This is a genomic window from Variovorax sp. YR634, assembly GCF_900106655.1.
Taxonomy (GTDB): domain Bacteria; phylum Pseudomonadota; class Gammaproteobacteria; order Burkholderiales; family Burkholderiaceae_C; genus Variovorax.
In genome coordinates this window covers 298,242-324,519 of record NZ_FNOL01000002.1, presented here as the reverse complement: position 1 = coordinate 324,519, position 26,278 = coordinate 298,242, and the positions used below count along the sequence as shown (strand labels likewise).

Sequence of the window (26,278 nt, the reverse complement as noted above, 5' to 3'; positions counted from 1 at the left end):
CTTGATTCACGCCTTCCTGCCGCCGCGCGCGGTCGTCCGCGAAGTGGGCCTGCGCGATGGCCTCCAGAGCATTGCCCGCGTACTGCCCACCGAACGCAAGCTCGAATGGATCCGCGATGCGCACGCGGCCGGCCAGCGCGAGATCGAGGTCGGCTCGTTCGTGCCGGCGCACCTGCTGCCGCAATTGGCCGACACGGCCGAGCTGCTGGCGTACGCGAAGACGCTGCCGGGGCTCTTTGCCTCGGTACTCGTGCCCAACCTCAAGGGCGCCGAACGCGCCATTGCGGGCGAGGCCGACCTGATGGTCGTGCCGCTTTCGGCCAGCCACGCGCACAGCCTTGCCAACCTGCGCAAGACGCCCGACGAGGTGGTGGCCGAGGTCGGGCGCATGCGCGCGGCGCGCGATGCGGCGGGCTCGAAGACGCTGATCGACGGCGGCGTGGGCACGGCCTTCGGCTGCACGCTGCAGGGCCATGTCGAGCCCGACGAAGTGCTGCGGCTGATGCAGGCGCTGCTCGACGCTGGCGCCGACCGCGTGAGCCTCGCCGACACAGTCGGCTATGCCGATCCGGCGATGGTGCGCAGCCTGTTCGAGCGCGCCTTGCGCATCGCGGGCGACCGGCTGTGGTGCGGCCACTTCCATGACACGCGCGGCATGGGGCTCGCGAATGCGTATGCCGCGCTGGAGGTTGGCATCACACGTTTCGACGCCTGCCTGGCCGGCATCGGCGGCTGCCCGCACGCGCCCGGCGCCAGCGGCAATGTCGACACCGAAGACCTCGTCTTCATGCTCGAGAGCATGGGCGTTGTGACCGGCGTCGATCTGCCGAAGCTGCTGGACCTGCGCCGACGCGTGGCGAGCTGGCTCGAAGGCGAAACCTTGCAGGGCACGGTGTGGCGCGCGGGCTTTCCGAAGACCTTTGCTGCGACGGCGGGAGTCACGGCATGAGCGCGGCAAAGACCGGAGAAAAGCGCCTGCCGCTCACCGGCATCCGTGTGGTCGAGTTCACCCACATGGTCATGGGCCCCACCTGCGGCATGGTGCTCGCGGACCTGGGCGCGGAGGTCATCAAGGTCGAGCCCATCGATGGCGACCGCACGCGACACCTGCTGGGCGCGGGCGCGGGCTTCTTCCCCATGTTCAACCGCAACAAGAAGAGCATCGCGCTCGACCTGCGGCACCCGCAAGGGCTGGAAGCCGCGCTGCGCCTGTGCGCCACGGCCGACGTGGTGGCGCAGAACTTCAAGCCCGGCACCATGGACAAGTACGGCCTGGGTTACACCGCCCTCGGCAAGCTCAACCCGCGCCTCGTGTACGTCAACCACACGGGCTTTCTGCCCGGCCCTTATGAGCACCGCACCGCGCTCGACGAGGTGGTGCAGATGATGGGCGGTCTGGCCTACATGACCGGCCGCCCCGGTGATCCGCTGCGCGCGGGCACCAGCGTCAACGACATCATGGGCGGCATGTTCGGCGCCATTGGCGCGATCGCCGCGCTGATGCAGCGCGCCGAGACCGGCAAGGGGCAGGAGGTGCAATCGGCATTGTTCGAGAACAACGTGTTCCTGGTCGGGCAGCACATGCTGCAGTACGCGATCACCGGGCAGGCCGCTGCGCCGATGCCCGATCGCATCTCGGCCTGGGCGCTGTACGACGTGTTCACCGTGAAGAACGGCGAGCAGATCTTCCTGGCCGCCGTGAGCGACGCGCAGTGGAAGACCTTCTGCGACGCGCTGGGTTTCGACGACCTGAAGGCCGACCCCGCCCTGCGCACCAACAACGACCGCGTGCGCCTGCGGCCCACGCTGCTGGCCGACTTGCGTGAGCGCCTGGCAGGCCGCTCGGCGGCGGAGCTTTCGGCGATCTTCGAGGCCAGCGGGCTGCCGTTCGCGCCGATCACGCGGCCCGAAGACCTCTACGACGACCCGCATCTGAAAGCTACCGGCGGCCTGGCCGACATTCGCCTGCCGGACGGTGAGCGTGCCGGAGAAATGGCGCAGACGACGCTGTTCCCGATCACGCTCGGTGGCGAGCGCCTCGGTGTGCGGCTGCATCCGCCGACGCTGGGCGAGCACACGCGCGAGCTGCTGGCCGAACTGGGCTACGCGCGTGAGCAGGTCGATGCGCTGCACGCTGAATCGGCCGTAGCCTGAGCAGAGTGACTTTTCAAGAACATAAAGAGAGACAAAACCATGACCCAGACACTTCCCTCGATGAACCGCCGCGCGGTGCTCGGCCTCGGTGCGTGCGCCGCCGCCGTGGCCGCATGCCCCGCGCTTGCGCAGGGCTCCGACAAACCCATCCGCTTCATCCTGCCGATCAGCGCGGGTTCAGGCGTCGACACCATCGTGCGCGCTGCATCGGTCGCGCTCGGCAAGGCCTTCGGCCAGCCGGTGGTGATCGAGAACCTGCCGGGCGCGGGCGGCATCACCGGCGCCGCGGCCATCGTCAAGGCCGCGCCCGACGGGCTCACGCTGGGCATGGTGTCGAACAACCATGTCATCAACCCGGCGGTGTTCAAGAAGATGCCCTTCGACGCGATCAACGATGTCACGCCGATCAGCGTGGTGGGCGCGACGCCGCTGGTGCTGGTGGTGAACCCGAAGCTGCCCGCGAAGAACGTGAAGGAACTGGTCGCGCTGCTGCGCGCGAAGCCCGAGGGCTACAACTACGCCTCGTCGGGCAACGGCACCATCATTCACCTGGCCGGCGAGATGTTCATGGACGAGGCGGGCGTGAAGGCGCGGCACATTCCCTACAAGGGCACCGGGCCGATGGTGACCGACATGATCGCGGGGCAGGTCGAGATGGGCGTGGTTGCACTACCGGCCGTGCAGCAGCACGTCAAGAGCGGCGCGCTGCGCGCCATCGGCCTGTGCGGCGCGACGCGTTCGCCAGCCGCGCCGGACATCCCGACCATCGCGGAGCAGGGGCTGCCGAACTACGCGGTCGAAGGCTGGTTCGCAGTGATCGGGCCGCCGAAGATGCAGGCGGCCGATGTCCAGCGTGTGCACGACGCGGTGGCCGCTGCATTCACCAGCGCCGAAGTGCGCGATGCGATGGACAAGCAGGGCAACGTCATCAAGCCCACGACACCGGAGCAGGCCGCGAGCTACTTTCGCAGCGAGGCCGCGCGCTATGCGGCGCTGGTGAAGAAGGCGAACGTGGTGCTTGAGTGAGGAGCGGCTCTTACGCCGGCCCCACAGCGCGATAGAGGGCGCGCACGAAGTCCGACTGCGTGATCATCCCCGCGAGGCGCTTCTCGCCATCGATGATCGGGATGTGGTGGTGGCCGCCCTCGGAGAACAGCGGCACCAGGTCGACCACGGGCCGGTCGGCGCTGGCTACGCGCACCTGCCGCGTCATGATCTGGCCGACCACCTCGGGCTTGTTCGACATCACGGTGCGCGTGGCGCGGATCAGGTCGCGCAGCTTGCCGGCGATGCCCTCGTGATGCTGCAGGTCGAGCTGGCGGAAGAAGTCGGCCTGCGTGACGATGCCGACCACGCGGCGCGTGCGGTCGGTGATGGGCAGGGCCTTGATGCGGCGCTCGTGCATCAGCGCCCACGCTTCCTGCAGCGGCGTGCCGAACTCCACCGAGACCGGCGTGCGTGACATGATGTCGGCGCAGTGCAGCGTGCCCAGGCGCCGCTTGTACGACTCGAGCTCGGTCTGCTGGATCAGCGATTGGAGGTCGTCGCGGCTGATGTCCAGCACCTGGTTGTAGCGGGCCAGCACGGCGTCGATGTCGGCCTGGCTGAAGCGCGCATCGGACGCAGGCGGGCGAGCCACCACCTGCACATGCGGATAGCGCCGTCCGGTCAGCGAGTTGTAGGCCACGCCGGCCAGCACCAGCAGCAGCGAGTTGATGAAGAAGGGGAAGAGGGCGGACGAGAAATGCGTGGTGTGCGTCAGCACCGCGAGCAGGGCCGCGGCACCGCCCGGCGGGTGCAGGCAGCGTGCGCTGAACATCAGGCCGATGGCAGCAGCCACTGCAACGGCGGCGCCCAGCGCCGGGTCGGGAATCCAGTTGGCGGCCGCAATGCCGACCACCGCCGACAGCGTGTTGCCGCCGATGACCGCCCACGGCTGCGCCAGCGGACTGGCCGGCACAGCAAACACCAGCACGGCGCTGGCGCCCAGCGGCGCGATCAGCCAGACGGAGGCGGCGAGCGGGCCGGCCATCCACCGGCACAGCAGTGCCGTGACCAGCAGGCCGAGGCCCGCACCTGCCACCGCGCGCAGGCGCTCGCGAGCATCGACGGTGGTGCGGCCTGGCAGCCAGGCGCGCGCATGAGTCAGGAATGCTTCGAAGCGCATCGGAGCCTCGTTCCTGCTGTCAGCCTTCGTGCGCCACCATGCGCCCGATCTCGGGCCAGCGGTCATGCAGCCACACCCAGGCGACAAGGCCGATGGCGAGCATGCCCATGGAGGTCAGCGCCAGCGCGAGCGTCGAATGCATCACCAGCGGCGCCACCGCGCCGGCCACGATGCCGTTGGCGGTGGAGCCGATCACGGCCTGCAGCGACGAGGCCATGCCGCGGCGCTCGGGGTGCAGGTCGAGCACCAGCAGCGTGACCACCGGCACCATCAGCGCCCAGCCGAAGGCGAACACCGCCAGCGGCCACAGTGCCCAGGCCACGTGCGCCTGGAAGAAAGTGTTGGCCACCACGTTGACCACCGAGGTGGCCAGCATGATGACGAAGCCGTCGCGGATCTGCCGCTTGGGTGCGACCTTGCCGGCCATGCGGCCGCTGGCGCGCGCGCCGAGCATGATGCCGCCGATGGTCAGCAGGAAGAACCAGAAGAACTGCTGCGGCTGCAGCGCGAGGTGGTCGCCGAGGAATGCGGGCGCGGCCAGCACGTAGAGGAACATGCCGTTGAAGGGCACGCCGCTCGCAAAGGCCAGCAGCAGGAAGCGCGGGTCGGAGCACAGGTCCCAGTAGCCGCGCATCAGGTGCCGCACCTGGAAGGGCTGGCGATGGTCCTTGTGCAGCGTCTCGGGCAGCAGCTTGTAGTTGGCAGTGAACAGCACCACGCCCACCGCCACCAGGAACCAGAACACCGCGTGCCAGCCCGCGTGCACGAACAGGAAGCCGCCCACGATGGGCGCGATGGCCGGCGCCACGCCGAAATAGATCGTGACCTGGCTCATGACCCGCTGCGCCTCGGCGGGTGGGAACATGTCGCGGATCACTGCGCGCGAGACCACGATGCCGGCGCCGGTCGACAGGCCCTGCAGCCCGCGGAACAGCACCAGCTGCGTGATGTTCTGCGAGAGCGCACAGCCCAGCGAGGCCAGCGTGAACACGGCCAGGCCCCACAGCACCACGGGGCGGCGGCCGAAGCTGTCCGACAGCGCGCCGTGGAACAGGTTCATGAACGCGAAGCCGAACAGGTAGGCCGAGAGCGTCTGTTGCATCTCGGCCGGCGTCGCACCGATGGATTGCGCAATGCCCGAGAAGGCCGGGATGTAGGTGTCGATGGAAAAGGGCCCGAGCATGCCGAGCACCGCGAGCAGCACGGCAAGCGCCCAGCGCGGGGCCTGCCAGAGTTTGTCTGCATCGGGATTCATGAGGTTTGCTCCGTTCTTTTTATCGCGAAGGCCAAAAAAGAAAGCGCCCTTGCGGGCGCCTCCTCGTCGGGAAATACCGGGAGACCGGCTTAGAGCGTATCAATAAAGCTGCGCAGCTTGTCCGAACGCGACGGATGCTTGAGCTTGCGCAGTGCCTTCGCCTCGATCTGGCGGATGCGCTCGCGGGTCACGTCGAACTGCTTGCCGACTTCTTCCAGCGTGTGGTCCGTGCTCATTTCGATGCCGAAGCGCATGCGCAGCACCTTGGCTTCGCGCGGCGTGAGGCTGTCGAGGATGTCCTTGACCACGTCGCGCAGGCCGGCCTGCATCGCGGCTTCGATAGGAGCCGTGTTGCTGCTGTCCTCGATGAAGTCGCCCAGGTGCGAATCGTCGTCGTCGCCGATGGGGGTTTCCATCGAGATCGGCTCCTTCGCGATCTTCATGATCTTGCGGATCTTGTCTTCCGGAATCTCCATCTTCGCGGCCAGGATGCCGGCGTCGGGCTCGAAGCCGAACTCCTGCAAGTGCTGGCGCGAAATGCGGTTCATCTTGTTGATCGTCTCGATCATGTGCACCGGAATGCGGATGGTGCGCGCCTGGTCGGCGATCGAGCGGGTGATGGCCTGGCGGATCCACCACGTGGCGTAGGTCGAGAACTTGTAGCCGCGACGGTATTCGAACTTGTCGACCGCCTTCATCAGGCCGATGTTGCCTTCCTGGATAAGGTCGAGGAACTGCAGGCCGCGGTTGGTGTACTTCTTGGCGATGGAGATCACGAGGCGCAGGTTGGCCTCGATCATTTCCTTCTTGGCATCGCGCGAAGACGATTCGCCTTCGTTCATGCGCTTGTTGATGTCCTTCAGCTCGGACAGCGGCACCACCACGCGCGACTGGATGTCGGCGAGCTTCTGCTGCAACTCTTGCACCGGCGGGATGTTGCGCGCGAGCACCGTGCTCCAGGGCTTGCCGGCGGCGGCCTGCTTCTCGACCCACTTCAGGTTGAGCAGGTTGGAGGCGATGCGGTTGCCGTTCTTGTCGTAGCCGCTGAAGTCGCGGATGAACTCGTCCTGCGGGAAGCCGCACTTGTCCACGATGATGCGGCGCAGTTCGCGTTCCTTCTTGCGAACGTCGTCCACCTGCGTGCGCACCAGGTCGCACAGCTTCTCGATGGTCTTGGCGGTGAAGCGGATGGTCATCAGCTCGTCGGACACGGCCTGCTGGGCCTTGACGTACGCCGGCGTGCCGTAGCCTTCCTTCTCGTAGATCTTGTGGATCTTCTCGAACATGCTGGCGATGCGGTCGAAGCGATCGAGCGCTTCACGCTTGAGTTCCTCGAGCTTCTTGGTCAGGGCCTTGGAGCCGCCCTTGCCGTCGTCGTCGTCTTCCTCGTCGAACTCGTCGAAGTCTTCTTCGGCCACGTAGTCGTCGGCCTCGTTGGGGTTCGAGAAGCCGTCGACGATGGTCGAGATGACGACCTTGCCTTCACGGATCGTTGCGGCCATTTCGAGGATCGCGGCGATGGTGGCGGGGGAGGCCGAAATGGCTTCCATCATGGCCATCAGGCCGCCTTCGATGCGCTTGGCGATTTCGATTTCGCCTTCGCGCGTCAGCAGCTCGACCGTGCCCATTTCGCGCATGTACATGCGGACCGGGTCGGTGGTGCGGCCGAATTCGCTGTCCACCGTGGAGAGCGCGGCTTCGGCTTCTTCCTCGGCTTCTTCCACCGTGGTGGCGGTGGGCGCGGTGTTGTTCAGCAGCAGAGTTTCGGCGTCGGGCGTCTGCTCGTACACCGCCACGCCCATGTCGTTGAGCATGGTGACCACGACTTCCATGGTCTCGGCGTCGACCAGCTTGTCGGGCAAGTGGTCGGAGATTTCGCCGTGCGTGAGGTAGCCGCGGGTCTTGCCCAGCGTGATCAGGGTCTTCAGGCGCGAGCGGCGCTTGGCCAGGTCTTCTTCGGAGAGCACGGTCTCGTCGAGGCCGAACTCCTTCATCAAGGCGCGTTCCTTCGCCTTGCTGATCTTCATGCGCAGCGGCTTGACCTTCTCTTCGGTGGTCGTCGCAACCGCGGGCTCGTCGCCGGCCAGGTCGTCCTCGATGTCCGACAGGTCGACGTCGCTCTCGGGGGCTTCCTTGTCAGCCTTGGGCTTGCGGCCGCGCTTGGCGCCGGTGGCGGGCGTGGCGGCGCCGGCGGCCTTGGGCGGGCGGCCGACTTTCTTGGCTGCGGGGGCGGCTGCTTTTTTGGGATCGTCGAGAGAGGTCGATTTCGTGGGCACGGTTTTCACTTTCGTTGCGGCTGCCGATTTGGATGCGGCGGCGGCCGTCTTGGTTGCCGGCTTCGCGCCGGCTTTCAACGGTTTTTCTGCTGCGGGCTTGGTGGCGACGCTTTTGGCAAGTGAAGGAGCAGGCTTCTTTGAACTGGGCATACGACCTCGTTACGGCAAGAAAGAACAAGCGGGATCACAGGCGCACCGTCACGCGGACAGCGCCACCACAGCCCGTGCACAGGCACGGACTAAAAACAAATGGGAAAGAGGAATTAATTCCTCAACAGGCAAGATGTCGGGCGAACATTTGGTATGCAGTCCTTGCGGTTATTGACCCTTTCCGCCGGAATTTACCGTTGGAGTGCGTTGCGCTAGGGGTCGGCCCGGAGGTGCTGCTGTCGCTCTTGCCTAATTTCGCCAGTTGCGAAGCCTTACATTATAGCGTGTTGCGCAAATTTCAAGCAGTTTCTGAACCCGAGGCGCGCAGACGGGCGCGCAATTCGAGCCGGCGGGTTTCCAGCGCCTTGTAGCGTTCCAGGGCTTTCGGGTCTTTTCCCACGGCGGCGATGGCCTCGCTCTGCTGGGCCTTGAGAAGGTCGTCGAGCATGAAATCGAGCACGCTGGAGAGTTCGCGGGCGGCGTCGGCCAAGTGCTGCGCCTCCTCGCCCTCGGGCACCGGACCGGCCTCGGAGACGGACATCAGCCGCTCGGCCAGCGGCTCGAAGTCGAGTCCGCGCATGCCTTCGCGCAGGGCCGCCCAGGGCTGGACGCCGTGCTCGTGCAGCTGGCTGTCGAGCCAGGTGAAGAGCGCGCCGTGCGAGCCGGGCAGGTCGCACAGCATCACGTGGAGCTCGTGCGACAGGGCTTCCCATTGCGCCATGTTCGACAGCAGCAGCCGCACCGCCACATCCGGGCGGCTGGGCGGGGCACCGCGTCCGCGCAGGGGCTCGATGGGTTCCTCGAACTTCCCGCCCCAGCGCTTGCCCTTGACGAACTTGCGCGGCTGGAACTTGGGCTTGCTATCGCTTTCATAGCGCGGCGGTTCAAAGTCCTGCGGCGGGGGCATGTCCGGGTAGTAGTCGTCACCGCCACCGCCACCACCGCCGCCGTAGCCGGAGGGCTCGCCTTGGCGCTGCGGCGCGGGTGCGCCGCCGGCCTTGCGCGGGCCCGGCGTGGAGGCCCAGAGTTCCGACAGCGCCGGCGCGTCGAGCTGCACCAGCGTCGCGATCTCGCTCAGCAGCTGTCGCTTGAGGGCACCGTCGGGCATGGCGCTCCAGAGTGGGCGCACGTTGCTCGTCATGTGGGCGCGGCCCTCGGCGGTGGTCAGGTCGCAGCCTTCGCGGGCGGCTTCGAGCATGAAGCGCGACAGCGGCGTGGCCTCGTTGACGAAGCGGGCGAAGGCCTCGGCGCCGTGCTCGCGGATGAAGCTGTCGGGGTCGTGTTCGGCCGGCAGGAACAAAAACTTGATGCTGCGCACGTCGGTGGCGTAGGGCAGGGCACCGTCGAGCGCCTTGCGCGCGGCGCGGCGGCCGGCGGCGTCGCCGTCGAAGCTGAACACCACCGATTCGGTGAAGCGGAAGAGCTTCTGCACGTGCTCCGTGGTGCAGGCCGTGCCGAGCGTGGCCACCGCGTTCGGAAAACCGAGCTGGGCCAGCGCCACCACGTCCATGTAGCCCTCGGTGACGAGCGCATAGCCGCGGTCGCGGAAGGCGGCACGGGCTTCGTAAAGGCCGTAGAGCTCGCGGCCCTTGCTGAACACCGGCGTTTCGGGCGAGTTGAGGTACTTGGGCTTTTCGTCGCCCAGTACCCGGCCACCGAAGCCGATGCACTCGCCCTTCACGTTGCGGATCGGGAACATCACGCGGTCGCGGAAGCGGTCGTAGCGCTTGGCTTCTTCGTCGCTGAGCTTGCCTTCCTCGTTGTTGACGATCACCAGCCCGCTCTCGGCGAGCAGCGGGTCGTCGTAGTCGGGGAAAACGCTGGCCAGCGCGCGCCAGCCGGCCGGCGCATAGCCGATGCCGAACTGCTTGGCCACCTCGCCCGAGACGCCGCGGCCCTTCAGATATTCGATGGCGCCGGGCGCCTGCCGCAGGTGCTTGCGGTAGGCGTCGCCGGCTTTTTCGAGCACGTCGGTCAGCGTGGCCTGTTTCTGGCGCTGGCTGGCGGCGCGGGCGCGTTCGGCCGGAGAGGCGTCGTCCTCGGGCACCTGCAGGCCGTACTGGCCGGCCAGGTCGTGCACCGCCTCGACGAAGCCCATGCCCGCATGCTCCATCAGAAAGCCGATGGCGTTGCCATGCACCCCGCAGCCGAAGCAGTGATAGAACTGCTTGGTCGGGCTGACGGAGAAAGAGGGCGATTTCTCACCGTGGAACGGGCACAGCCCCATGAAATTGGCGCCGGCCTTCTTGAGCTGCACATAACGGCCGACGATCTCGACCACATCGGCGCGCGCGATGAGTTCCTGGATGAATGAAGCGGGGATGGTCATGTAGGCGAAGAGCGGCAAATCATACGCAAGCGGGCGAAGGCTGGCGGCCGGACGGCATACTGAAAGCGACCGGAATCCATGCATGACGACGCCCAAACCCCTGCAACACATCGCGCCGCTGCTGCGCCACCCCCTGAGATTCGCCTGGGATGCGCTCAAGGAATTTCGCGCCAACCAGGGGCTGCTGCTCGCAGGGGCGGTGGCGTACTACGCGCTGCTTTCCATCGTGCCGCTGCTGATCGTGAGCGTGATCGCGCTGTCGCACGTCATCGAGCAGGCCGAACTGCTGCGCACCATCGGACAGTACCTGGGCTGGCTGCTGCCGGGGCAGTCGAAAGCCATCGTGGCCGAACTGTCGAGCTTTCTGGATCACCGCGACGTGCTGGGGCCGGTGCTGCTGGTGACGATGCTTTTCTTCAGCTCGCTGGCCTTCAGCGTGCTCGAAAGCGCCATGGCGGTGATCTTTCACCACCGCAAGGCCGACCACAAGCGCCACTTCCTGGTGTCGGTGGCCATGCCCTACATCTACATCCTGTGCCTGTGCGTGGGGCTGCTACTGGTTACGCTAGTGTCGGGCGCGTTGCAGCTGGTGGGGCGGGAAAGCGTCGACCTGCTGGGGCGCAGCTGGTCGCTGTCGGGCGTTTCGGGGCTGCTGCTGTACCTGTTGGGGCTGGGCGGCGAGATCTTCATGCTGACCTCGCTGTACCTCGTGATGCCGGCCGGGCGCATGTCTTTGCGCCATGCGCTGCTGGGCGGCGTGACGGCCGCGCTGCTGTGGGAGGCCACGCGGCGCGTGCTGATCTGGTACTTCTCGACCTTGTCGCAGGTGAACGTGGTCTATGGCTCGCTCACCACGGCCATCGTGGTGCTGCTGAGCCTGGAGATCGCCGCCACGCTGGTGCTGCTCGGGGCCCAGGTGATCGCGAACTACGAGCGCCTGGATCGCACCGGCAGCGCGAAGCCGCCGGCTTCCGAGGTCAGCGGGGAGCCAATCGAATCGCTCCGTCCAGGCGAATCACCTCGCCGTTGAGCATGTCGTTCTCGATGATGTGCTTCGCCAGCTTGGCGTAGTCCTCGGGCGTGCCCAGGCGGGAAGGGAAGGGCACGCTGGCGGCCAGCGCGTCCTGCACTTCCTGAGGCATACCGAACAGCATGGGCGTGCCGAAGATGCCGGGGGCGATGGTCATGTTGCGGATGCCGCTGCGCGCGAGGTCGCGGGCGATGGGCAGCGTCATGCCGACCACGCCGCCCTTCGAGGCGCTGTAGGCCGCTTGGCCGATCTGCCCGTCGTAGGCTGCGACAGAGGCGGTGGAAATCAGCACGCCGCGCTCGCCCGTGGCTTCGGGCTCGTTCTTGCCCATGGCGTCGGCCGCGAGCCGGATCATGTTGAAGCTGCCGATCAGGTTGACCGTGACGGTCTTGCTGAACACGGCCAGCGCGTGCGGGCCATTCTTGCCCACCGTCTTCTCGGCCGGCGCAATGCCAGCGCAGTTGACGAGGCCGACCAGCTTGCCAAGCTTGAGTGCGGCGGCCACGGCCGCCTGGCCGTCGGCTTCCTGGCTCACGTCGCACTTGACGAACACGCCGCCAATTTCCTTTGCAACGGCTTCGCCCTTGTCAGCCTGCATGTCGGCGATCACCACCTTGGCGCCGTTGGCGGCCAGCATGCGCGCCGTGCCTTCGCCGAGGCCCGAAGCGCCACCGGTCACGATAAAAACCTTGCCATCGATCTGCATTGAAGTCTCCTGGATGAGACCGGCATTATCGAAGACGCCTCGCCGGGCCAAAAAAAAAGGCCTCATCCGAGGATGAGGCCCTGAATTGGATCCGTGAGGACCCAAGGAGACAACTGGTGGTGGTCGGCGGCTTAGCGCTTGCGCGAAGCGGTCTTCGCGGCGGCAACGGCTTGCGTCGACACGGCGTTGAAGTTGGCTTCGGCGACGTCCGACGCTTGCTTGACGGCCTTTTGAACCGATTCGAAAGCGTTGTTGGCGGCAGCCACGGCGCTCTTCAGCACGGCAACGGCGGTTTCCGAACCGGCGGGGGCGTTCTTGGAAGCGCTGTCGACCAGGCCGACAAAGGCTTGCTGGGCTTCAGCAGCCTTGGCTTCGAAAGCCTTGGAGAACTCGGCGCCGGTGCCTTGGGCGATGTCGTACAGGTGACGGCTGTAGGCAGCGGTCTTTTCAGCCAGGGGCTGGAACAGGCTGGCTTGCAGCGTCAGCAGTTCTTGCGCGTCCTTGACGCTCAGGGCAGCCTGGGCGGTGTTCTGGGCTTCGGCCAGAGCGGCCTTCGAAGCGGTCACGTTCAGTTCGACGAGCTTCTCGACGCCTTCGAAAGCCTTGGTGGTCAGGCCGAACAGGGTTTCGAGGTTTGCTTTTTGGGCGGCGAGGATTTGGTCAGCGGTCAGGGCCATTTGGGATCTCCAGAAGGGATGATTGAGTGGTCGGTTCACGTTGCGCTGTCTCGCCGTCTATGTTGCGGTGCAGCATGGCCTCAAGTATAGGCAGCTGAGTTTTGCGATCAAGGGTTTTTTGCTGCCCTGCAGCAATTTAGAAGCCGTCTTCTAAATTCGGCCGCCGGGCGGGCCCGTTCAAGTCCAAAGCCACCTTCGACGGCAACGGCCGCTGGCAAAATGCCGCGCGATGAGCAGCGCCCCCACCAAACCCACCCCGCACGTACGCAGCAGCTACAGCGCGTTCCGCAGCATCCCGACGCGCTGGGCCGACAACGACATGTACGGCCACGTTAACAACGTCGTCTATTACAGCTGGTTCGATACGGCGGTGAATGCTTTGCTGATCGAGCGCGGCGCGCTCGACATCCACCAGGGCCAGGTCATCGGCTTCGTGGTGGAGACGCAGTGCAACTACTTTGCGCCGATCGCGTTCCCGCAGACGGTGGAAGCGGGCATCCGGGTGGCCCAGGCGGGCCGATCGAGCGTGCGATACGAGATTGCGTTGTTCGCCGAAGGGGCTGACACCGCCGCGGCGCAAGGCCACTTCGTCCACGTCTACGTGGACCGCGCCACGCAGCGGCCGGTGGCGCTACCCGAGGCGCTGCAGCGGGTGGTCGATTCGCTCAGGAACTGACCTGAGCAACCGAGGCCACCCGCCGCGAAGACCTTACATGGCCTTCTTCATGGCCTTGATGTCGGCCTTGCCCTGAGCTTCATCAGCCTTGGCCTGCTTCACGCATGCGGTCTTGGCCTCGCCCTTCTGGTCGTCGCACTTTTCCTTCGCGACTTCGTAGGCGGCCTTCACCTTCTCTTCAGCCACGTTGCGGGCGTGGCTGTCGCTCGGCTGGTACTGCTGCTCGAGCTCCGCCTTGGCAACGTCTTCCTTGCCCTTGGCTTCCTTCTGGCAGACGTCCTTGGCGTTGTCCTTCATCGTGTCGCACTGGGCCTTGGCGACCTTGTAGTCGGCCTCGATCTTTTCCTTGGCGACCTTGTATTCGTCCTTGGTCATGGCGCTGGCCTGCGTGGCCACGAAGCAGGTGGAGGCGAGAGCCAGCATGAGGAGGTGCTTTTTCATGGTTGTTTTCCTTCGGGGAGTTGATGAAATCGAGGGGCGCTCAGCGCTCAGTAGCGTTCGAACCAGAGCGCGTCCGGCGAGCGGCCGTCGCGCGATTCCCAGTCCTTGACCTGCTTTTCGGCTTCCTCGCGGCTGATGCCGTGGCGTTCCTGGATGCGGCCGAGCAGCTGGTCGCGCTTGCCGGCGATGACGTCGAAGTCGTCGTCCGTCAGCTTCCCCCATTGCTCCTTGACCTTGCCCTTGAGCTGTTTCCAGTTGCCTTCGATGGTGTCCTTGTTCATGCGAATCTCCTTTGAGACAGTTGATTCGACGGGCTGTGTTCGCCGCCGTGAAATCACTGTCGCGGGGCTGATTCACCCTCCCGGTAGGACGTGCTGTTCAGGCCCCGTAGGCAGAGGCCGACGCGCCCCGTGATAATCGAACGGCCGCCGAAAAGTTTGAGACACCGCGCCCAGCACCATGATCATTCACAGCCTGCTCGACACCGACCTCTACAAGTTCACGATGATGCAGGTGGTCCTGCATCACTTCCCGGGGGCCCGGGTCGAGTACCGCTTCAAGTGCCGCAACCCCGGTGTCGACCTGGCCCAGTTCGCGGGCCAGATCCGCGACGAGGTGCGCAGCCTCTGTTCGCTGCAGTTCCGCGACGCCGAACTGTCCTACCTGCGCTCGATGCGCTTCATCAAGAGCGACTTCGTCGACTTCCTCGGGCTCTTCCGGCTCAACGAGAAGTACATCAACATCATTCCCCAGCCCTCGGGCGAGCTCGAGATCCGCATCAAGGGGCCGTGGCTGCACACCATCCTGTTCGAGATCCCGGTGCTGGCCATCGTCAACGAGGTCTATTTCCGCAACACGCAGAAGAAGCCCGACATCGCCGAAGGCCGTCGCCGCCTCGAAACCAAGATCGCGCAGCTGCAGGACGCCGGCCTCGCCGACCTGAAGATCGCCGACTACGGCACGCGCCGCCGCTTCTCGAAAGACTGGCACGAAGAGGTGCTGCGCACTCTGACCGCCCGCCTCGGCGCCGTCACCTCGCCGCCGGTGCAGGCACCGCCCGGCACGCGGCTGCCGCAGCTCGCGGGCACCAGCAACGTGCTGTACGCCATGAAGCTCGGCCTGATCCCGCTGGGCACCATGGCCCACGAATACCTGCAGGCCTGCCAGGCGCTCGGCCCGCGGCTGCGCGACAGCCAGATCTTCGGTTTCGAGAGCTGGGCGCGCGAGTACCGCGGCGACCTGGGCATCGCACTGTCCGACGTGTACGGCATGAGCGCCTTCCTGCGCGACTTCGACCTGTACTTCTGCAAGCTCTTCGACGGCGCGCGGCACGACAGCGGCGACCCGTTCCAGTGGGGCGAGCGCATGCTGGCGCACTACATCGCCAACCGGGTCGACCCGCGCACCAAGACGCTGATCTTCAGCGACGGCCTCACGGTGCCGCGCACCATCGAGCTGTACCAGCAGTTCCGCGGCCGCTGCCAGCTGGCCTTCGGCATCGGCACCAACCTCACCAACGACCTGGGCTACGAGCCGCTGCAGATCGTCATCAAGATGATCCACTGCAACGACCAGCCGGTGGCCAAGCTGTCGGACACGCCGTCCAAGAACATGTGCGAGGACGAAAAATACCTGGCGTACCTGCGCCAGGTGTTCGAAATCGAACAACCTCCGGCTTGAAGGCTGTACTGACCTGTCTGGTACGGTACAGCCCCCCATGCAAAAAACGATTCGACTGAAGGCGGCCGCGGTGTCGCTGCCGCTGCTTTTTCTTCCCGCCCTGGCTTCGGCCGCCGACTTCGACGGCGGCAGCCTCTCGCCGCTGTGGGGCGTGCCGTTTGCCGGCATCCTGTTGTCGATCGCGCTGTTTCCGCTGCTCGCGCCTGCGTTCTGGCACCACCACTACGGCAAGATCTCTGCCGCCTGGGCGCTGGCATTCCTGCTGCCCTTTGCCGCGGCCTTCGGCGTACAGCTTGCCGGCGTTCAACTCGTGCATGCGCTGGTGGCCGAGTACATCCCGTTCATCATCCTGCTGACGGCGCTCTTCACCGTGGCGGGCGGCATCCACATTCGCGGCAACCTGCATGGCGCACCCGGCCTCAACACGGCGATCCTCGCCATCGGCGCGGTGCTTGCGAGCTTCATGGGCACCACGGGCGCATCGATGCTGCTGATACGGCCGCTGATCCGCGCCAACGACAACCGCGTGCACAAGGTGCATGTGATCGTGTTCTTCATCTTCATCGTGTCGAACGCGGGCGGTGCGCTCACGCCGCTAGGCGATCCGCCGCTGTTCCTGGGTTTCCTGAAGGGCGTGGGCTTCTTCTGGACCGCGCAGAACATCCTGCCTGAAACCTTGTTCATCCTCGGCGTGCTGCTGGCGCTGTTCTATGCCATCGACCGCCACTACTACCGCAAGGAAGGCGTGATGCCGGTCGATCCGACCCCCGACACGCCCGGCATCGGCTTCGACGGCGCTGCCAACTTCTGGCTCCTGGGCGGCGTGGTCGCGCTGGTGCTGCTCAGCGGCTTCTGGAAATCGCCCGTGGCCTTCGACGTGTTCGGCACCGAGGTCGGCCTGCCGGGGCTGGTGCGCGACGTGGGGCTGGCGCTGATCGCGGTGGTCTCGTACAAACTCACCGCGCCCAAGGTGCACGCCGACAACCAGTTCGAGTGGGAGCCCATGGCCGAAGTGGCCAAGCTGTTCGCAGGCATCTTCCTGACCATCATCCCGGTGATCGCGATGCTCAAGGCCGGCACGCAGGGCCCGTTCGGCGCCATCGTCTCGGCCGTGACGCGCGCCGACGGCCAGCCCGATCCGGCGATGTACTTCTGGGCCACCGGCGTGCTGAGCTCCTTCCTCGACAACGCACCGACCTACCTCGTGTTCTTCAACACCGCGGGCGGAGACCCGGCGGCGCTGATGACCACCTACGCCTCCACGCTGGCTGCCATTTCGGCTGGCGCAGTGTTCATGGGCGCCAACACCTACATCGGCAACGCGCCCAACCTGATGGTCAAGGCCATCGCCGAGAGCCGCGGGGTGCGCATGCCGAGCTTCTTCGGCTACATGGCGTGGTCGGTGGCCATCCTGGTTCCGCTGTTCGTCATTTGCACCTTCATCTTCTTCCGCTGACCTTCCTTCGCAGAGAGACAACATCATGAGCAAGCCCAAGATCCTGGTCGCGCGCGCGATCTTTCCCGAGACCATCGAACGCCTGTCGCAGAATTTCGAGGTCGAGTCGAACCAGTCGGACGAGAGCTGGAGCAAGGAACAGCTGATTGCCAAACTGCAGGGCAAGCAGGGCGCCTTCACCACCGGCAGCGAGCGCATCGACGCCGCCGTGCTCGACGCCTGCCCCGACCTGAAGATCTGCGCCAACATGGCTGTGGGCTACAACAATTTCGACGTCGATGCCATGACCGCGCACGGCGTGCTCGGCACCAACGCGCCCGATGTGCTGACCGAGACCACCGCCGACTTCGGCTTTGCGCTGCTGATGGCCACGGCACGCCGCATCACCGAGAGCGAACACTTCCTGCGCGCGGGCAAGTGGCAGAAGTGGAGCTTCGACATGTTCGCGGGCTCCGACATCCACGGCTCGACGCTGGGCATCATCGGCATGGGCCGCATCGGGCAGGGCATTGCCAAGCGCGGCGCGCACGGCTTCGGCATGAAGGTGATCTATCACAACCGCTCGAAGCTCGACGCGGCGCTCGAAGCCGAATGCAAGGCCAGCTACGTGAGCAAGGAAGAGCTGCTCAAGACGGCCGACCACGTGGTGCTGGTGGTGCCTTACTCGCCGGCCTCGCATCACACCATCGGTGCGGCCGAGATCGCGCTGATGAAGCCGACCGCCACGCTCGTCAACATCGCGCGCGGCGGCATCGTCGACGACGCGGCCCTGGCCGTGGCCCTGCGCGAAAAGCGAATTGCCGCCGCCGGCCTCGACGTGTTCGAGGGTGAGCCCAAGGTCCACCCCGACCTGCTGACCGTGCCCAACGTGGTGCTGACGCCGCACATCGCCAGCGCCACCGTGCCCACGCGCCGCGCCATGGCCGACCTCGCGGCGGACAACCTCATCGCGTACTTCGGCGGCAAGGGGCCGCTGACGCCCGTGACGCCAGTGCCTGGCAAATAGGCAGAGGCGATACCGCAACCTTGGACACTTCACCGGTTCTTATTGCACTGGCCGTACTCGCGGTCATCCAGCTCGTGCTGGTGATCTGGCTGCTGGCCCGCCAGCAGGCCCCGGCCGACCACAGCGACCTGCTGCGCGTGATGGCCGCGCTGGGCTCGGCCAACGAACGCACCGAGCGCGAGCTGCGCAACGACATCGGCGAAAGCTCGCGTGGTGCGCGGCAGGAAACCGCGCAGGCCTTCGCCACTTTCCAGCAGGCGCTGGTGCAGCAGGGCGCCGAAGCCACGCGCACGCAGAACGCGCAGCTCGATGCCTTCTCGCTGCAGCTCGCGTCACTGCAGAAGACGCTGGCCGACACGCTCAATACGCAGTTGCAGGGCCTGACCGAATCGAACGCACGGCGCCTGTCGGAAGTGCGCGAGACGATGGAAACGCAGCTCGCGCAGCTGCAGCAGACCAACGCCGCCAAGCTCGACGAGATGCGCAAGACCGTCGACGAGAAGCTGCAGAGCACGCTCGAAGCGCGCCTCGGCGAAAGCTTCAAGCAGGTGGCCGACCGGCTCGAGCAGGTGCACAAGGGCCTTGGCGAAATGCAGACGCTGGCCGTGGGCGTCGGCAGCCTGCAGCGCGTGCTGACCAACGTGAAGACGCGCGGCATCTTCGGCGAGGTGCAGCTCGAAGCGCTGCTCGAACAGGTGCTCACGCCCGACCAGTACGCCAAGCAGATAGAGACCAAGCCGCGCAGCGGGCAGCGCGTCGATTTCGCGATCCGCTTTCCGGGCCGCGGCGATGACGGCGCGCCGGTGTGGCTGCCCATCGACGCCAAGTTCCCGCGCGACGACTACGAGCGGCTCATCGATGCGCACGAACGAGCCGATGCCGGGGGCGCCGAGCTGGCTGCCAAGGCGCTCGAAGCGCGCATCCGCACCGAGGCCAAGTCGATTGCCGACAACTACCTCGCGGCCCCGCACACCACCGACTTCGCCATCCTCTTCCTGCCCGTCGAAAGCCTCTATGCCGAGGTGCTGCGCCGGCCCGGCCTGATGGATGCGGTGCAGCGCCAGCATCGCGTGACGCTGGCCGGCCCGACCACCTTGCTCGCGATGCTCAACAGCCTGCACATGGGCTTTCGCACCCTGGCGCTGGAGCGGCAGGCGTCCGAGGTCTGGAAGGTGCTCGGCGCGGTGAAGACCGAGTTCGAGCGCTATGGCGAATGGGTCGCGCGCATCAAGGAGCAGGTGGCCAAGGCCTCGGACACGCTCGACAAGGCCGACACGCGCGCCCGGCAGATGCGCCTGGCGCTGCGCAAGGTCGAGGCGCTGCCCGAGGCGCAGGCCCAGGCGCTGCTGCCGCCCACGGCTGGCACTGAGGCCGGATCCGACAGCGAGGGCGAAGACACCCCGTGAAAGGCTCCGAACTGTTGCGTGTCATCGGCGCCCAGGTGTGCCTGCACGCCACCATGGCCGGCATGCGGCTCGCCACGCCGCTGCTGGCACTTCAACAGGGCTACAGCGCGCTGGCGGTCGGCGTGCTGATCTCGCTGTTCGCGCTGACCCAGGTTTTTCTCGCCTTGCCGGCAGGGCGCTTTGCCGATCGATACGGCTTCAAGCGGCCGCTGTGGCTGTCGGTCATCGCGGCGGTTGTCGGCGCGGGGCTGGTGGTGATCTTCCCGATCTTTCCGGTGATGTGCGTCGCGGCCCTGCTGACCGGCGGCGCCACGGGAGCGACGGTCATCGCGCTGCAGCGGCATGTGGGGCGCTCGGCCAACGACCCGACGCAGCTCAAGCGCGTTTTCAGCTGGCTCGCCATCGCGCCGGCCGTGGCCAATTTCGTGGGGCCGTTCCTGGCCGGCATGCTGATCGACCATGCGGGCCGTGCGCCTGCGGACATGCTCGCGTTCCGCATCTGCTTCGCCGTGATGGCGGCGCTGCCCATCCTCTGCTGGATGCTCGCGCGCGGCGCGCACGAGCCGCCGCCCACCGCCCCGGTGGCGGGCGCCAAGCCGACGCGCGCCTGGGACCTGCTGCGCGAGCCGATGTTCCGCCGCCTGCTGTTCGTGAACTGGCTGCAGTCGTCGAGCTGGGACGTACACGCCTTCGTGCTGCCGGTGCTGGGGCACGACCGGGGCATCAGCGCTTCGGTGATCGGCTCGATCCTGGGCGCCTTCGCCATCGCGGCGGCTGTCATCCGAGTGGTGCTGCCGGTGATTGCGTCGCGGGCATCGGAGCGCAGCGTGATCCTGAGCTCGACGGCGGTTACGGCGATGGTGTTCGCGATCTATCCGCTGCTGGACTCGGCCTGGACCATGGGCATCTGCTCGGTGGTGCTCGGGTTTGCGTTGGGTGCGGTGCAGCCGATGGTGATGAGCATGCTCCACCAGATCACGCCGCACACCCGCCATGGCGAGGCGCTGGGCCTGCGGCTCATGACCATCAATGCGTCGAGCGTGGCAATGCCGATGTTGTTCGGCTCGCTCGGCGCGCTGATCGGCATCGGTGGCGTGTTCTGGGTGGTTGGGGGCGTGGTGGCGATTGGCGCGCGCGCGACCTGGGGTCTCAAGGTCTGATGGGGCGAGGGCGCCAAATCCACGTTCCAAATGCGATTAATTCTCATCTGGTTGACAATTTACTGACCTGAAGTCAGTATCGACGCCTTCTTCAACGACCTTGAAGGCGTCCATGGACTCCCCCATTCAGGCTGCGGCCGACCCGCGCCGCCGTCTCGCGCTGGTTGCCGCGGTGTACCTCGGCAGCTTCATCGCCACGCTCGACGTGAGCATCGCCAACGTCGCGCTGCCCACGCTGCAGCGGGCGCTTTCCACCGACCTCGCCGGGTTGCAGTGGGTGATCGACATCTACGCGCTGTGCCTCTCGGCCTTCATGCTGTCGGCGGGGCCGCTGGGCGACCGCTACGGCCGCAAGCGCGCCTGGCTGGCCGGCGTGGCCGTGTTCACCATCGGCTCGGCAATGTGCGCGATGGCCGGCAGCCTGCCGATCCTGCTGGCGGGCAGGGCGGTGCAGGGCGTGGCCGGCGCGCTGATGATTCCAGGCGCGCTGTCGCTGCTGGCGCATGCGTTTCCGGAGCCGGTCGCGCGGGCGCGGGTGATCGGCGGCTGGTCGTCGTTCTCGGCGCTGTCGCTGGTCCTCGGGCCGCTGCTCGGCGGGCTGCTAGTGGACCATGCGGGCTGGCAGAGCATCTTCCTCATCAACATTCCGATCGGGCTGCTGACGGTGGGGCTGGGGCTCTGGGGCATCAAGGAAAGCTCGCATCCCGAGCATGCCGCGCTCGACCCGGTCGGCCAGGTGCTCAGCGTGCTGTGGCTGGGCGCGCTGACCTACGGGCTGATCGCGGCGGGCGAGCATGGCTGGAGTTCGGTGCAGGCCTCGAGCGCACTGGCGGCGGCCGCCACCGGGCTCGCGCTGTTCCTGATGGTGGAGGCGCGCGTGGCGCGGCCATTGCTGCCGCTCGGGTTGTTCCGCGATGCGCGCTTCTCGGTCACCAATTTCGCGTCGTTCGTGCTCGGGTTCTCGGCGTACGCCAGCCTGTTCTTCTTCTCGCTGTTCCTGCAGCAGGTGCAGGGCTGGTCGCCCAGTGACACTGGCTGGCGGCTGGTGCCGCAGTTCGTTGCAACCGGCGTCGTGGCCTCGCAGTTCGGCCGTCTCGCGAAACGTTTCGACGTGCACACGCTGATGGTGGCGGGCTACGGGCTCATCGGCGGCGCGATGCTGCTGCTGACGCTGTTCTCCACCGACACGTCCTATGCGTTGCTGGCGCTGCTGTTCGTGTTCCTCGGCGCGGGCACCGGCCTTGCCGTGCCGGCCACGAGCACGGCCGTGATGGCGTCGGTGCCGGCACAGCGTTCGGGCATGGCCTCGGCCACGATGAACGCGCTGCGCCAGGCCGGCATGCTGATCGGCATCGCGCTGCTCGGCACGCTGATGAGCACGCGCGCCACCTCGCTGCTTGCCGATGCGCTCGGGCAAGCGGGCATGGCCAACGCGCGGCAGGCAGCCGCCGCGGCGGTGGGCCGGCATGACCTGGGCGCGCTGGTCTCGCTCGATGCGTCCACCGCGCACAGCCTCCTGGCCAGCGCACTGGCCGGTGGCTTCCACGCCGCCGTGGCTTGCGCCGGCATCGCCGGCCTGCTGGCGGCGGGACTGCTCGTGAGCGTGCGGCCCCGCGCCGCCGCCTTGCCCGCGCGCGCCTGAGGCTTCGTCCAGCCATGCCCGCCGCATACGTGCCGGTGCGCTTTCGTGCGCGTCTTCGTTCGATTTTTTCCAAGGAGCTTTTCATGACCCATCACGAACTCAGCCAATGGCCCCTCGTCATCAGCGTCTCGGCCGGGCTTCAGACACTCGAAGGCATGCAGGCCTTCACCGAGGACTGGAACCGCTGGCTCGACCGCGGCGAACCCTTCGCCTCGCTGCGCGTGTTCGCCGACGCCGATGCGCTGGCCCACCCCGAAGGCAGCGCGCAGAGCGCCAGGCAATGGTTGCAGGAGCGCGGTGCCGACATCCGCAGCCATATGATGGGCATGGCGAGCGTGGTGCCCGCCGACCAGTACGAGAAAATGCGCAAGATGAATGTCGAGAAACTCTTCGGCGTGCCCGCCAGCATCTTTGCCGACGCCGACGACGCACTGGTGTGGCTCGGCGAGCGCGTAATGGCGCCGCGCGGCCTGCCTTTCGATCTGGCGGCCGTGCGTGCGGCGATCCGCTCGGCCCGCCTGGCGGCAGCCGTTTCCTGAGGCAGCCGATGGTCAAGAGCAGCGACACCGTCACGATTCCCGCATCTCCCGAGGGAGAGGCCGCGCCACGCCGCCGCACCAAGGCACCCGAAACGCGCGCCGCCGCGTTGATGGACGCCGCCGAGCGCCTCTTCATCGCGAAGGGCATCTCCACCACCAGCATCGACGACATCGCGGCCGGCGCGCAGGTGGCCAAAGGCACCTTCTATCTGTACTTCCCGTCGAAGGAGGCGATGCTCGGCGCATTGCAGCAGCGCTTTGTCGACACCTTCTGCGCGCGGCTGCAGGAGGCCATGGACCGCCATCGGCCCGACAACTACCACGAGCGCCTGAAGGCCTGGGTCGAAACGGGGCTCGAAACCTATCTGGACAACGTCGCCTTGCACGACGTGGTGTTCCACGAGTACCGGCCCGAAGACCGCCGCATGCGCAACGACAACGCGGTCATCACGCAACTGGTCGGGCTGCTGAAGCAGGGCGATGCCGCCGGCTTCTGGGACGTGGAGGACGCGACCCTCACGGCCGTGATCCTCTTCAATGCGCTGCACGGCGTGGCCGACGACGCGGTGGCGGTGGGGCAGACCGGCGAGGCGGAGCGCAAGCGCCGCGCGCGCACGCTCACGAGATTCCTCGAGCAGGCGCTGCATCCGGCCGAGGATGACAGCGCCGACTGAATCAGACGCAACTCAGAGCTTGTAGAAGCGCTTGATTGCGCTCCACGCGTCTTCCGGCGCGTCGACGTACTCGAAGAGCTTCACGTCGCCCGGCGAGATCACGCCCTCTTCGACCAGGAAGTCGAAGTCGATCAGCCGCTTCCAGTAGTCCGAGCCGAACAGCACGATCGGCACCGGCTTCGACTTCTTCGTCTGCACCAGCGTGATCACCTCGAAGAGCTCGTCGAGCGTGCCGAAGCCGCCCGGGAACGCCACCAGCGCCTTCGCACGCATCATGAAATGCATCTTGCGGATGGCGAAATAGTGGAACTTGAAGCTCAGCGCCGGCGTGACGTACGGGTTGGCTTCTTCTTCCATCGGCAGCGCGATGGCCAGGCCGACGGAGAGGCCGCCGCCCTCGTGCGCGCCGCGGTTGGCCGCCTGCATGATCCCGGGGCCACCGCCGGTGCAGACGAAGAGCTTGTCCTGCGGTTCCTTGTCGTTGCTGTACTGGGCGACCAGCTTGCCGAAGGCGCGCGCCTTCTCGTAGTAGTGCGAGTTGCGCGCGAGCCGGCGCCAGCGCTCGGACGCTGCTGCGTCACCGCTGGCATCGGCCTGGGCGATCATGGCGGCGGCGTCTTCCTCGCTGCGAAAGCGGGCGCTGCCGAACACCACCACGGTGTTCTCGATGCCATGGGCGCGCTGCTCGATGTCGGGCTTCATCAGCTCGAGCTGCATGCGGATGCCGCGCGTCTCGCGGCGCAGCAGGAACTCGGGGTCGGCGAAGGCGATGCGCGAGGGATCGGGGTCGAGCGGCAGGCCCTGGTCGGCATGGGACCGGAGCGTGGCCCAGGCATCGGCCAGGCGTTTGTCGTGAATGTTGTGCGTGTTGTTCATGGGGAAACCAGACAGAAGTACCTTGGAGATTGTGCAGCGTTGCAACCACCATGCCCACCAAACAAAAAAGGCTCCTTTCGGAGCCTTTTTCGAGGGTGATGGTCAGCGGTGAAGCCGAGACTCAGACGCGCTTGCGGTATTCGCCGGTGCGCGTGTCGATTTCGATCTTGTCGCCTTGCGAGACGAAGAGGGGAACCGGCACTTCGAAGCCGGTGGCGATCTTGGCGGGCTTGAGCACCTTGCCAGAGGTATCGCCCTTGACGGCGGGTTCGGTCCAGGTGATTTCGCGCTCGACGCTGGTCGGCAGTTCGACCGAGATGGCCTTGCCGTCGTAGAACACCACTTCGACAGCCATGCCGTCTTCGAGGTAGTTCAGGGCGTCGCCCATGTTTTCGGCTTCGACTTCGTACTGGTTGTAGTCGGCGTCCATGCAGACGTACATCGGGTCGGCGAAGTAGGAGTAGGTGCAATCCTTCTTCTCGAGCACGATCTGGTCGATCTTGTCGTCGGCCTTGAAGACCACTTCGGTGTTGAAGTTGGCGATCAGGCTCTTCATCTTCATGCGCACGGTGGCGGAGTTGCGGCCGCCGCGGCTGTATTCGGTCTTGAGGACAACCATCGGGTCCTTGCCGTGCATGATGACGTTGCCGGCGCGGATTTCTTGAGCGATTTTCATAACAGGGTCTCTGGATGTTGGCCGCTCGGTGCACGGGGCCATCGGCGACCGTCTCGATTATTTGGACGTTTGCCGCTATGTCTGGCCCCGCGGTACAGGTCCCGCGGCAGGTTTAGCGGAGAGCATCTCGGATCGATGAGATCCGGGCCGAAATCCGCAAAGCCCACTATTTTAGCTTTTTTGGGCGATCAGTTTCCGCAGTTGCGTGACCAGATCGTCCTGCGCTAGCAGCCGCGTGCGGGCATCCAGGGCCGTTTCGCGCCACGGGCCCTGCGTTTCCAGTGCGGGCAGGGCGCTGTCGCCGAAGCCGTTCCAGGCGTGGTGAAAAAGCCGCAGCGAGGGCGGGGCGCCGAGCCAGTCCAGCCAGGCATTCAGCTTGACGTGGTGGGCATCGTCGTCCTGCGGGTAGATCTGCCAGACCAGCGGCGCGCCGGCCCAGAGGGCGCGCACCAGCGAATCTTCGCCGCGAACGAAGTTCAGGTCGCAGGCCCACAGCAGGTGGTCGAAATCGGGCTGCGCGAGGTAGGGAAGGTATGAAATTGATAGCGCGCCGCTCCCGTGGGGCAATAGCGCGCCCGCAAAGCATGCCTGGACTGCCTGCGTGGCACGGCCCGCCGTCACCAGCAGGCGCGTGGGCTCTGGGCCTTCCGCCAGTTGGGTCAGCAGGGCAGCTAGCGCCGGCGGCTCGTAGCAGAAGAGCGACACCAGCCGCTCATGGTTTTGCCACGGGATCTGCCGCGCAGCCAGCCACTGCGTGCGATCGAAATGTGCCCGGCGTTCCATCAAGCCGGGCTCCCGCAGCAGTCCTCCAGTGGCGGGGGTGAAGCCTGGATAGAAGAAGCGCTTCGTCAACCCGGCGCCGGGGCCTTTGAACACCGGCGAGGGCAGCCCGTGCAGTCGCTCGACATAGGGCTCGGCCGACAGGTATTCGAGGTTGATCCAGGCAAGGCCCGGTCCTTCGGCAAAGCGGGCGATCAGCTCCGGCGCCGGCTCGCAGCCGAAGGCTTCGATCAGCACATCGGGTGCCGGCCCCGCCACGGCCGCCTGAAGTGCGGCCGGATCGAGCCAGTCGATCACCTCCACGCCGTCACGGCCGGTGCGAGCCTCGGGCGCCATCCAGCGCAGCGCCGATGCGTCGTCGACCCACAGCCGCGCGCGTTCGCCAAGCGCAGCCAGTTGGCAGGCCAGCCTCCAGCAGACGCCGAGGTCGCCGTGGTTGTCGATGACCTTGCAGAAGATGTCCCATTGCCTGGATTGCATGGCCGCGAGTGTGCCTGTCTTCAGCAGTTGGGCCGCTGGCCG

25 protein-coding genes are annotated in these 26,278 nt (G+C 66.4%); 14 read left to right on the top strand and 11 right to left on the bottom strand.

Going from position 1 to position 26,278, the window contains the following annotated elements:
* Position 1 precedes the first annotated feature (1 nt).
* Genes BLV60_RS05745 through BLV60_RS05735 form a run of 3 tightly spaced genes read left to right on the top strand, consistent with a single transcriptional unit; the run spans position 2 to position 3,180 of the window.
* Positions 2 to 949: a hydroxymethylglutaryl-CoA lyase gene (locus BLV60_RS05745; protein WP_093051273.1), complete on the top strand. Its 948-nt coding sequence runs from the start codon at positions 2 to 4 to the stop codon at positions 947 to 949.
* Entirely contained in the window at positions 946 to 2,154 is a 1,209-nt protein-coding gene (locus BLV60_RS05740) for a CaiB/BaiF CoA transferase family protein (RefSeq protein WP_093051270.1), read from the top strand. Before BLV60_RS05745 ends, BLV60_RS05740 begins: the two co-directional genes overlap by 4 nt.
* A gap of 39 nt (positions 2,155 to 2,193) precedes the next feature.
* Complete coding sequence (locus BLV60_RS05735) at positions 2,194 to 3,180, top strand: tripartite tricarboxylate transporter substrate binding protein (RefSeq protein ID WP_093051267.1); 987 nt, start codon at positions 2,194 to 2,196, stop codon at positions 3,178 to 3,180.
* A gap of 10 nt (positions 3,181 to 3,190) precedes the next feature.
* Here BLV60_RS05735 and BLV60_RS05730 read toward each other — a convergent pair whose 3' ends face one another.
* The 3 genes from BLV60_RS05730 to rpoD form a co-directional block, all read right to left on the bottom strand.
* A complete protein-coding gene (locus tag BLV60_RS05730; protein WP_093051264.1) occupies positions 3,191 to 4,321 on the bottom strand; it encodes an HPP family protein in 1,131 nt (376 codons plus the stop codon).
* 19 nt (positions 4,322 to 4,340) lie between these two features.
* Positions 4,341 to 5,576 carry a multidrug effflux MFS transporter gene (locus BLV60_RS05725; RefSeq protein ID WP_093051261.1) on the bottom strand — a complete coding sequence of 412 codons (1,236 nt, stop codon included), beginning with the start codon at positions 5,574 to 5,576 and terminating at the stop codon, positions 4,341 to 4,343.
* Positions 5,577 to 5,665: 89 nt separating this feature from the next.
* Entirely contained in the window at positions 5,666 to 7,852 is a 2,187-nt protein-coding gene (gene rpoD / locus BLV60_RS05720) for an RNA polymerase sigma factor RpoD (protein ID WP_256216814.1), read from the bottom strand.
* Here rpoD and BLV60_RS34625 point away from each other — a divergent pair.
* Positions 7,845 to 8,177: a hypothetical protein gene (locus BLV60_RS34625; protein ID WP_256216812.1), complete on the top strand. Its 333-nt coding sequence runs from the start codon at positions 7,845 to 7,847 to the stop codon at positions 8,175 to 8,177. The two genes, rpoD and BLV60_RS34625, sit on opposite strands and share 8 nt — an antisense overlap.
* Positions 8,178 to 8,300: 123 nt before the next feature.
* Here BLV60_RS34625 and dnaG read toward each other — a convergent pair whose 3' ends face one another.
* Entirely contained in the window at positions 8,301 to 10,331 is a 2,031-nt protein-coding gene (gene dnaG / locus BLV60_RS05715) for a DNA primase (protein WP_093051854.1), read from the bottom strand.
* Between the two features lie 82 nt (positions 10,332 to 10,413).
* Here dnaG and BLV60_RS05710 point away from each other — a divergent pair, with 82 nt between their 5' ends.
* A complete protein-coding gene (locus BLV60_RS05710; RefSeq protein WP_093051254.1) occupies positions 10,414 to 11,361 on the top strand; it encodes a YihY/virulence factor BrkB family protein in 948 nt (315 codons plus the stop codon).
* Here the strand turns inward: BLV60_RS05710 and BLV60_RS05705 are convergent.
* Together BLV60_RS05705 and BLV60_RS05700 are read right to left on the bottom strand one after the other, a co-directional pair.
* The gene (locus BLV60_RS05705) at positions 11,309 to 12,067 is read right to left on the bottom strand and encodes a 3-hydroxyacyl-CoA dehydrogenase (RefSeq protein ID WP_093051251.1); all 759 of its coding nucleotides are present in this window, start codon (positions 12,065 to 12,067) and stop codon (positions 11,309 to 11,311) included. The two genes, BLV60_RS05710 and BLV60_RS05705, sit on opposite strands and share 53 nt — an antisense overlap.
* Positions 12,068 to 12,198: 131 nt before the next feature.
* Positions 12,199 to 12,744 carry a phasin family protein gene (locus tag BLV60_RS05700; RefSeq protein WP_093051248.1) on the bottom strand — a complete coding sequence of 182 codons (546 nt, stop codon included), beginning with the start codon at positions 12,742 to 12,744 and terminating at the stop codon, positions 12,199 to 12,201.
* Positions 12,745 to 12,973: 229 nt separating this feature from the next.
* Between BLV60_RS05700 and BLV60_RS05695 the strand changes: the two genes are divergently transcribed.
* Complete coding sequence (locus tag BLV60_RS05695; protein WP_093051245.1) at positions 12,974 to 13,420, top strand: acyl-CoA thioesterase; 447 nt, start codon at positions 12,974 to 12,976, stop codon at positions 13,418 to 13,420.
* A 33-nt stretch (positions 13,421 to 13,453) separates the two neighbouring features.
* Here the strand turns inward: BLV60_RS05695 and BLV60_RS05690 are convergent, their stop codons facing one another.
* On the bottom strand, positions 13,454 to 13,861 hold the full coding sequence (locus BLV60_RS05690; protein ID WP_093051242.1) for a hypothetical protein: 408 nt from the start codon (positions 13,859 to 13,861) through the stop codon (positions 13,454 to 13,456).
* A 47-nt stretch (positions 13,862 to 13,908) separates the two neighbouring features.
* The gene (locus tag BLV60_RS05685) at positions 13,909 to 14,142 is read right to left on the bottom strand and encodes a CsbD family protein (protein ID WP_093051239.1); all 234 of its coding nucleotides are present in this window, start codon (positions 14,140 to 14,142) and stop codon (positions 13,909 to 13,911) included.
* A 178-nt stretch (positions 14,143 to 14,320) separates the two neighbouring features.
* On the opposite strand from BLV60_RS05685, the gene pncB reads away from it, so the two are divergent.
* From pncB to BLV60_RS05645, 8 genes are all read left to right on the top strand, one after another.
* Complete coding sequence (pncB, locus tag BLV60_RS05680; protein ID WP_093051236.1) at positions 14,321 to 15,541, top strand: nicotinate phosphoribosyltransferase; 1,221 nt, start codon at positions 14,321 to 14,323, stop codon at positions 15,539 to 15,541.
* 37 nt (positions 15,542 to 15,578) lie between these two features.
* Positions 15,579 to 16,997 carry a sodium:proton antiporter gene (locus BLV60_RS05675; RefSeq protein ID WP_093051233.1) on the top strand — a complete coding sequence of 473 codons (1,419 nt, stop codon included), beginning with the start codon at positions 15,579 to 15,581 and terminating at the stop codon, positions 16,995 to 16,997.
* Positions 16,998 to 17,022: 25 nt separating this feature from the next.
* Entirely contained in the window at positions 17,023 to 18,003 is a 981-nt protein-coding gene (locus BLV60_RS05670) for a 2-hydroxyacid dehydrogenase (protein ID WP_093051230.1), read from the top strand.
* 20 nt (positions 18,004 to 18,023) lie between these two features.
* Positions 18,024 to 19,409 (top strand): DNA recombination protein RmuC, encoded by a 1,386-nt coding sequence (gene rmuC / locus BLV60_RS05665; RefSeq protein WP_093051227.1) that lies wholly within the window; start codon positions 18,024 to 18,026, stop codon positions 19,407 to 19,409.
* On the top strand, positions 19,406 to 20,569 hold the full coding sequence (locus tag BLV60_RS05660) for an MFS transporter (RefSeq protein ID WP_093051225.1): 1,164 nt from the start codon (positions 19,406 to 19,408) through the stop codon (positions 20,567 to 20,569). The genes rmuC and BLV60_RS05660 overlap by 4 nt, the downstream gene beginning before the upstream one ends.
* A 112-nt stretch (positions 20,570 to 20,681) precedes the next feature.
* Positions 20,682 to 22,211, top strand: a complete 1,530-nt coding sequence (locus BLV60_RS05655; RefSeq protein ID WP_093051222.1) for an MFS transporter — start codon at positions 20,682 to 20,684, stop codon at positions 22,209 to 22,211.
* An 83-nt stretch (positions 22,212 to 22,294) separates the two neighbouring features.
* Positions 22,295 to 22,750, top strand: coding sequence for a hypothetical protein (locus BLV60_RS05650; protein ID WP_093051851.1), 456 nt, complete (start codon positions 22,295 to 22,297; stop codon positions 22,748 to 22,750).
* An 8-nt stretch (positions 22,751 to 22,758) separates the two neighbouring features.
* On the top strand, positions 22,759 to 23,424 hold the full coding sequence (locus BLV60_RS05645) for a TetR/AcrR family transcriptional regulator (RefSeq protein ID WP_093051219.1): 666 nt from the start codon (positions 22,759 to 22,761) through the stop codon (positions 23,422 to 23,424).
* Positions 23,425 to 23,436: 12 nt separating this feature from the next.
* On the opposite strand, the gene BLV60_RS05640 is transcribed toward BLV60_RS05645, so the two are convergent.
* From BLV60_RS05640 to earP, 3 genes are all read right to left on the bottom strand, one after another.
* A complete protein-coding gene (locus BLV60_RS05640) occupies positions 23,437 to 24,300 on the bottom strand; it encodes an LOG family protein (RefSeq protein WP_093051216.1) in 864 nt (287 codons plus the stop codon).
* Positions 24,301 to 24,421: 121 nt separating this feature from the next.
* A complete protein-coding gene (gene efp / locus BLV60_RS05635) occupies positions 24,422 to 24,976 on the bottom strand; it encodes an elongation factor P (protein WP_007830687.1) in 555 nt (184 codons plus the stop codon).
* Between the two features lie 171 nt (positions 24,977 to 25,147).
* Positions 25,148 to 26,236: an elongation factor P maturation arginine rhamnosyltransferase EarP gene (gene earP, locus BLV60_RS05630; RefSeq protein WP_176928715.1), complete on the bottom strand. Its 1,089-nt coding sequence runs from the start codon at positions 26,234 to 26,236 to the stop codon at positions 25,148 to 25,150.
* Positions 26,237 to 26,278 lie beyond the last annotated feature (42 nt).

What these genes read in the sequence shown, in the direction of transcription:
- BLV60_RS05705 (WP_093051251.1), bottom strand. Translation starts at nt 12,067, where the DNA reads ATGCAGATCGATGGCAAGGTTTTTATCGTGACCGGTGGCGCTTCGGGC.
- BLV60_RS05740 (WP_093051270.1), top strand. Translation starts at nt 946, where the DNA reads ATGAGCGCGGCAAAGACCGGAGAAAAGCGCCTGCCGCTCACCGGCATC.
- BLV60_RS05645 (WP_093051219.1), top strand. Translation starts at nt 22,759, where the DNA reads ATGGTCAAGAGCAGCGACACCGTCACGATTCCCGCATCTCCCGAGGGA.
- BLV60_RS05650 (WP_093051851.1), top strand. Translation starts at nt 22,295, where the DNA reads ATGACCCATCACGAACTCAGCCAATGGCCCCTCGTCATCAGCGTCTCG.
- dnaG (WP_093051854.1), bottom strand. Translation starts at nt 10,331, where the DNA reads ATGACCATCCCCGCTTCATTCATCCAGGAACTCATCGCGCGCGCCGAT.
- BLV60_RS05710 (WP_093051254.1), top strand. Translation starts at nt 10,414, where the DNA reads ATGACGACGCCCAAACCCCTGCAACACATCGCGCCGCTGCTGCGCCAC.
- BLV60_RS05675 (WP_093051233.1), top strand. Translation starts at nt 15,579, where the DNA reads ATGCAAAAAACGATTCGACTGAAGGCGGCCGCGGTGTCGCTGCCGCTG.
- efp (WP_007830687.1), bottom strand. Translation starts at nt 24,976, where the DNA reads ATGAAAATCGCTCAAGAAATCCGCGCCGGCAACGTCATCATGCACGGC.
- BLV60_RS05640 (WP_093051216.1), bottom strand. Translation starts at nt 24,300, where the DNA reads ATGAACAACACGCACAACATTCACGACAAACGCCTGGCCGATGCCTGG.
- pncB (WP_093051236.1), top strand. Translation starts at nt 14,321, where the DNA reads ATGATCATTCACAGCCTGCTCGACACCGACCTCTACAAGTTCACGATG.
- BLV60_RS05685 (WP_093051239.1), bottom strand. Translation starts at nt 14,142, where the DNA reads ATGAACAAGGACACCATCGAAGGCAACTGGAAACAGCTCAAGGGCAAG.
- BLV60_RS05730 (WP_093051264.1), bottom strand. Translation starts at nt 4,321, where the DNA reads ATGCGCTTCGAAGCATTCCTGACTCATGCGCGCGCCTGGCTGCCAGGC.
- BLV60_RS05725 (WP_093051261.1), bottom strand. Translation starts at nt 5,576, where the DNA reads ATGAATCCCGATGCAGACAAACTCTGGCAGGCCCCGCGCTGGGCGCTT.
- BLV60_RS05695 (WP_093051245.1), top strand. Translation starts at nt 12,974, where the DNA reads ATGAGCAGCGCCCCCACCAAACCCACCCCGCACGTACGCAGCAGCTAC.
- BLV60_RS05670 (WP_093051230.1), top strand. Translation starts at nt 17,023, where the DNA reads ATGAGCAAGCCCAAGATCCTGGTCGCGCGCGCGATCTTTCCCGAGACC.
- BLV60_RS05735 (WP_093051267.1), top strand. Translation starts at nt 2,194, where the DNA reads ATGACCCAGACACTTCCCTCGATGAACCGCCGCGCGGTGCTCGGCCTC.
- earP (WP_176928715.1), bottom strand. Translation starts at nt 26,236, where the DNA reads ATGCAATCCAGGCAATGGGACATCTTCTGCAAGGTCATCGACAACCAC.
- BLV60_RS05690 (WP_093051242.1), bottom strand. Translation starts at nt 13,861, where the DNA reads ATGAAAAAGCACCTCCTCATGCTGGCTCTCGCCTCCACCTGCTTCGTG.
- BLV60_RS05655 (WP_093051222.1), top strand. Translation starts at nt 20,682, where the DNA reads ATGGACTCCCCCATTCAGGCTGCGGCCGACCCGCGCCGCCGTCTCGCG.
- BLV60_RS05700 (WP_093051248.1), bottom strand. Translation starts at nt 12,744, where the DNA reads ATGGCCCTGACCGCTGACCAAATCCTCGCCGCCCAAAAAGCAAACCTC.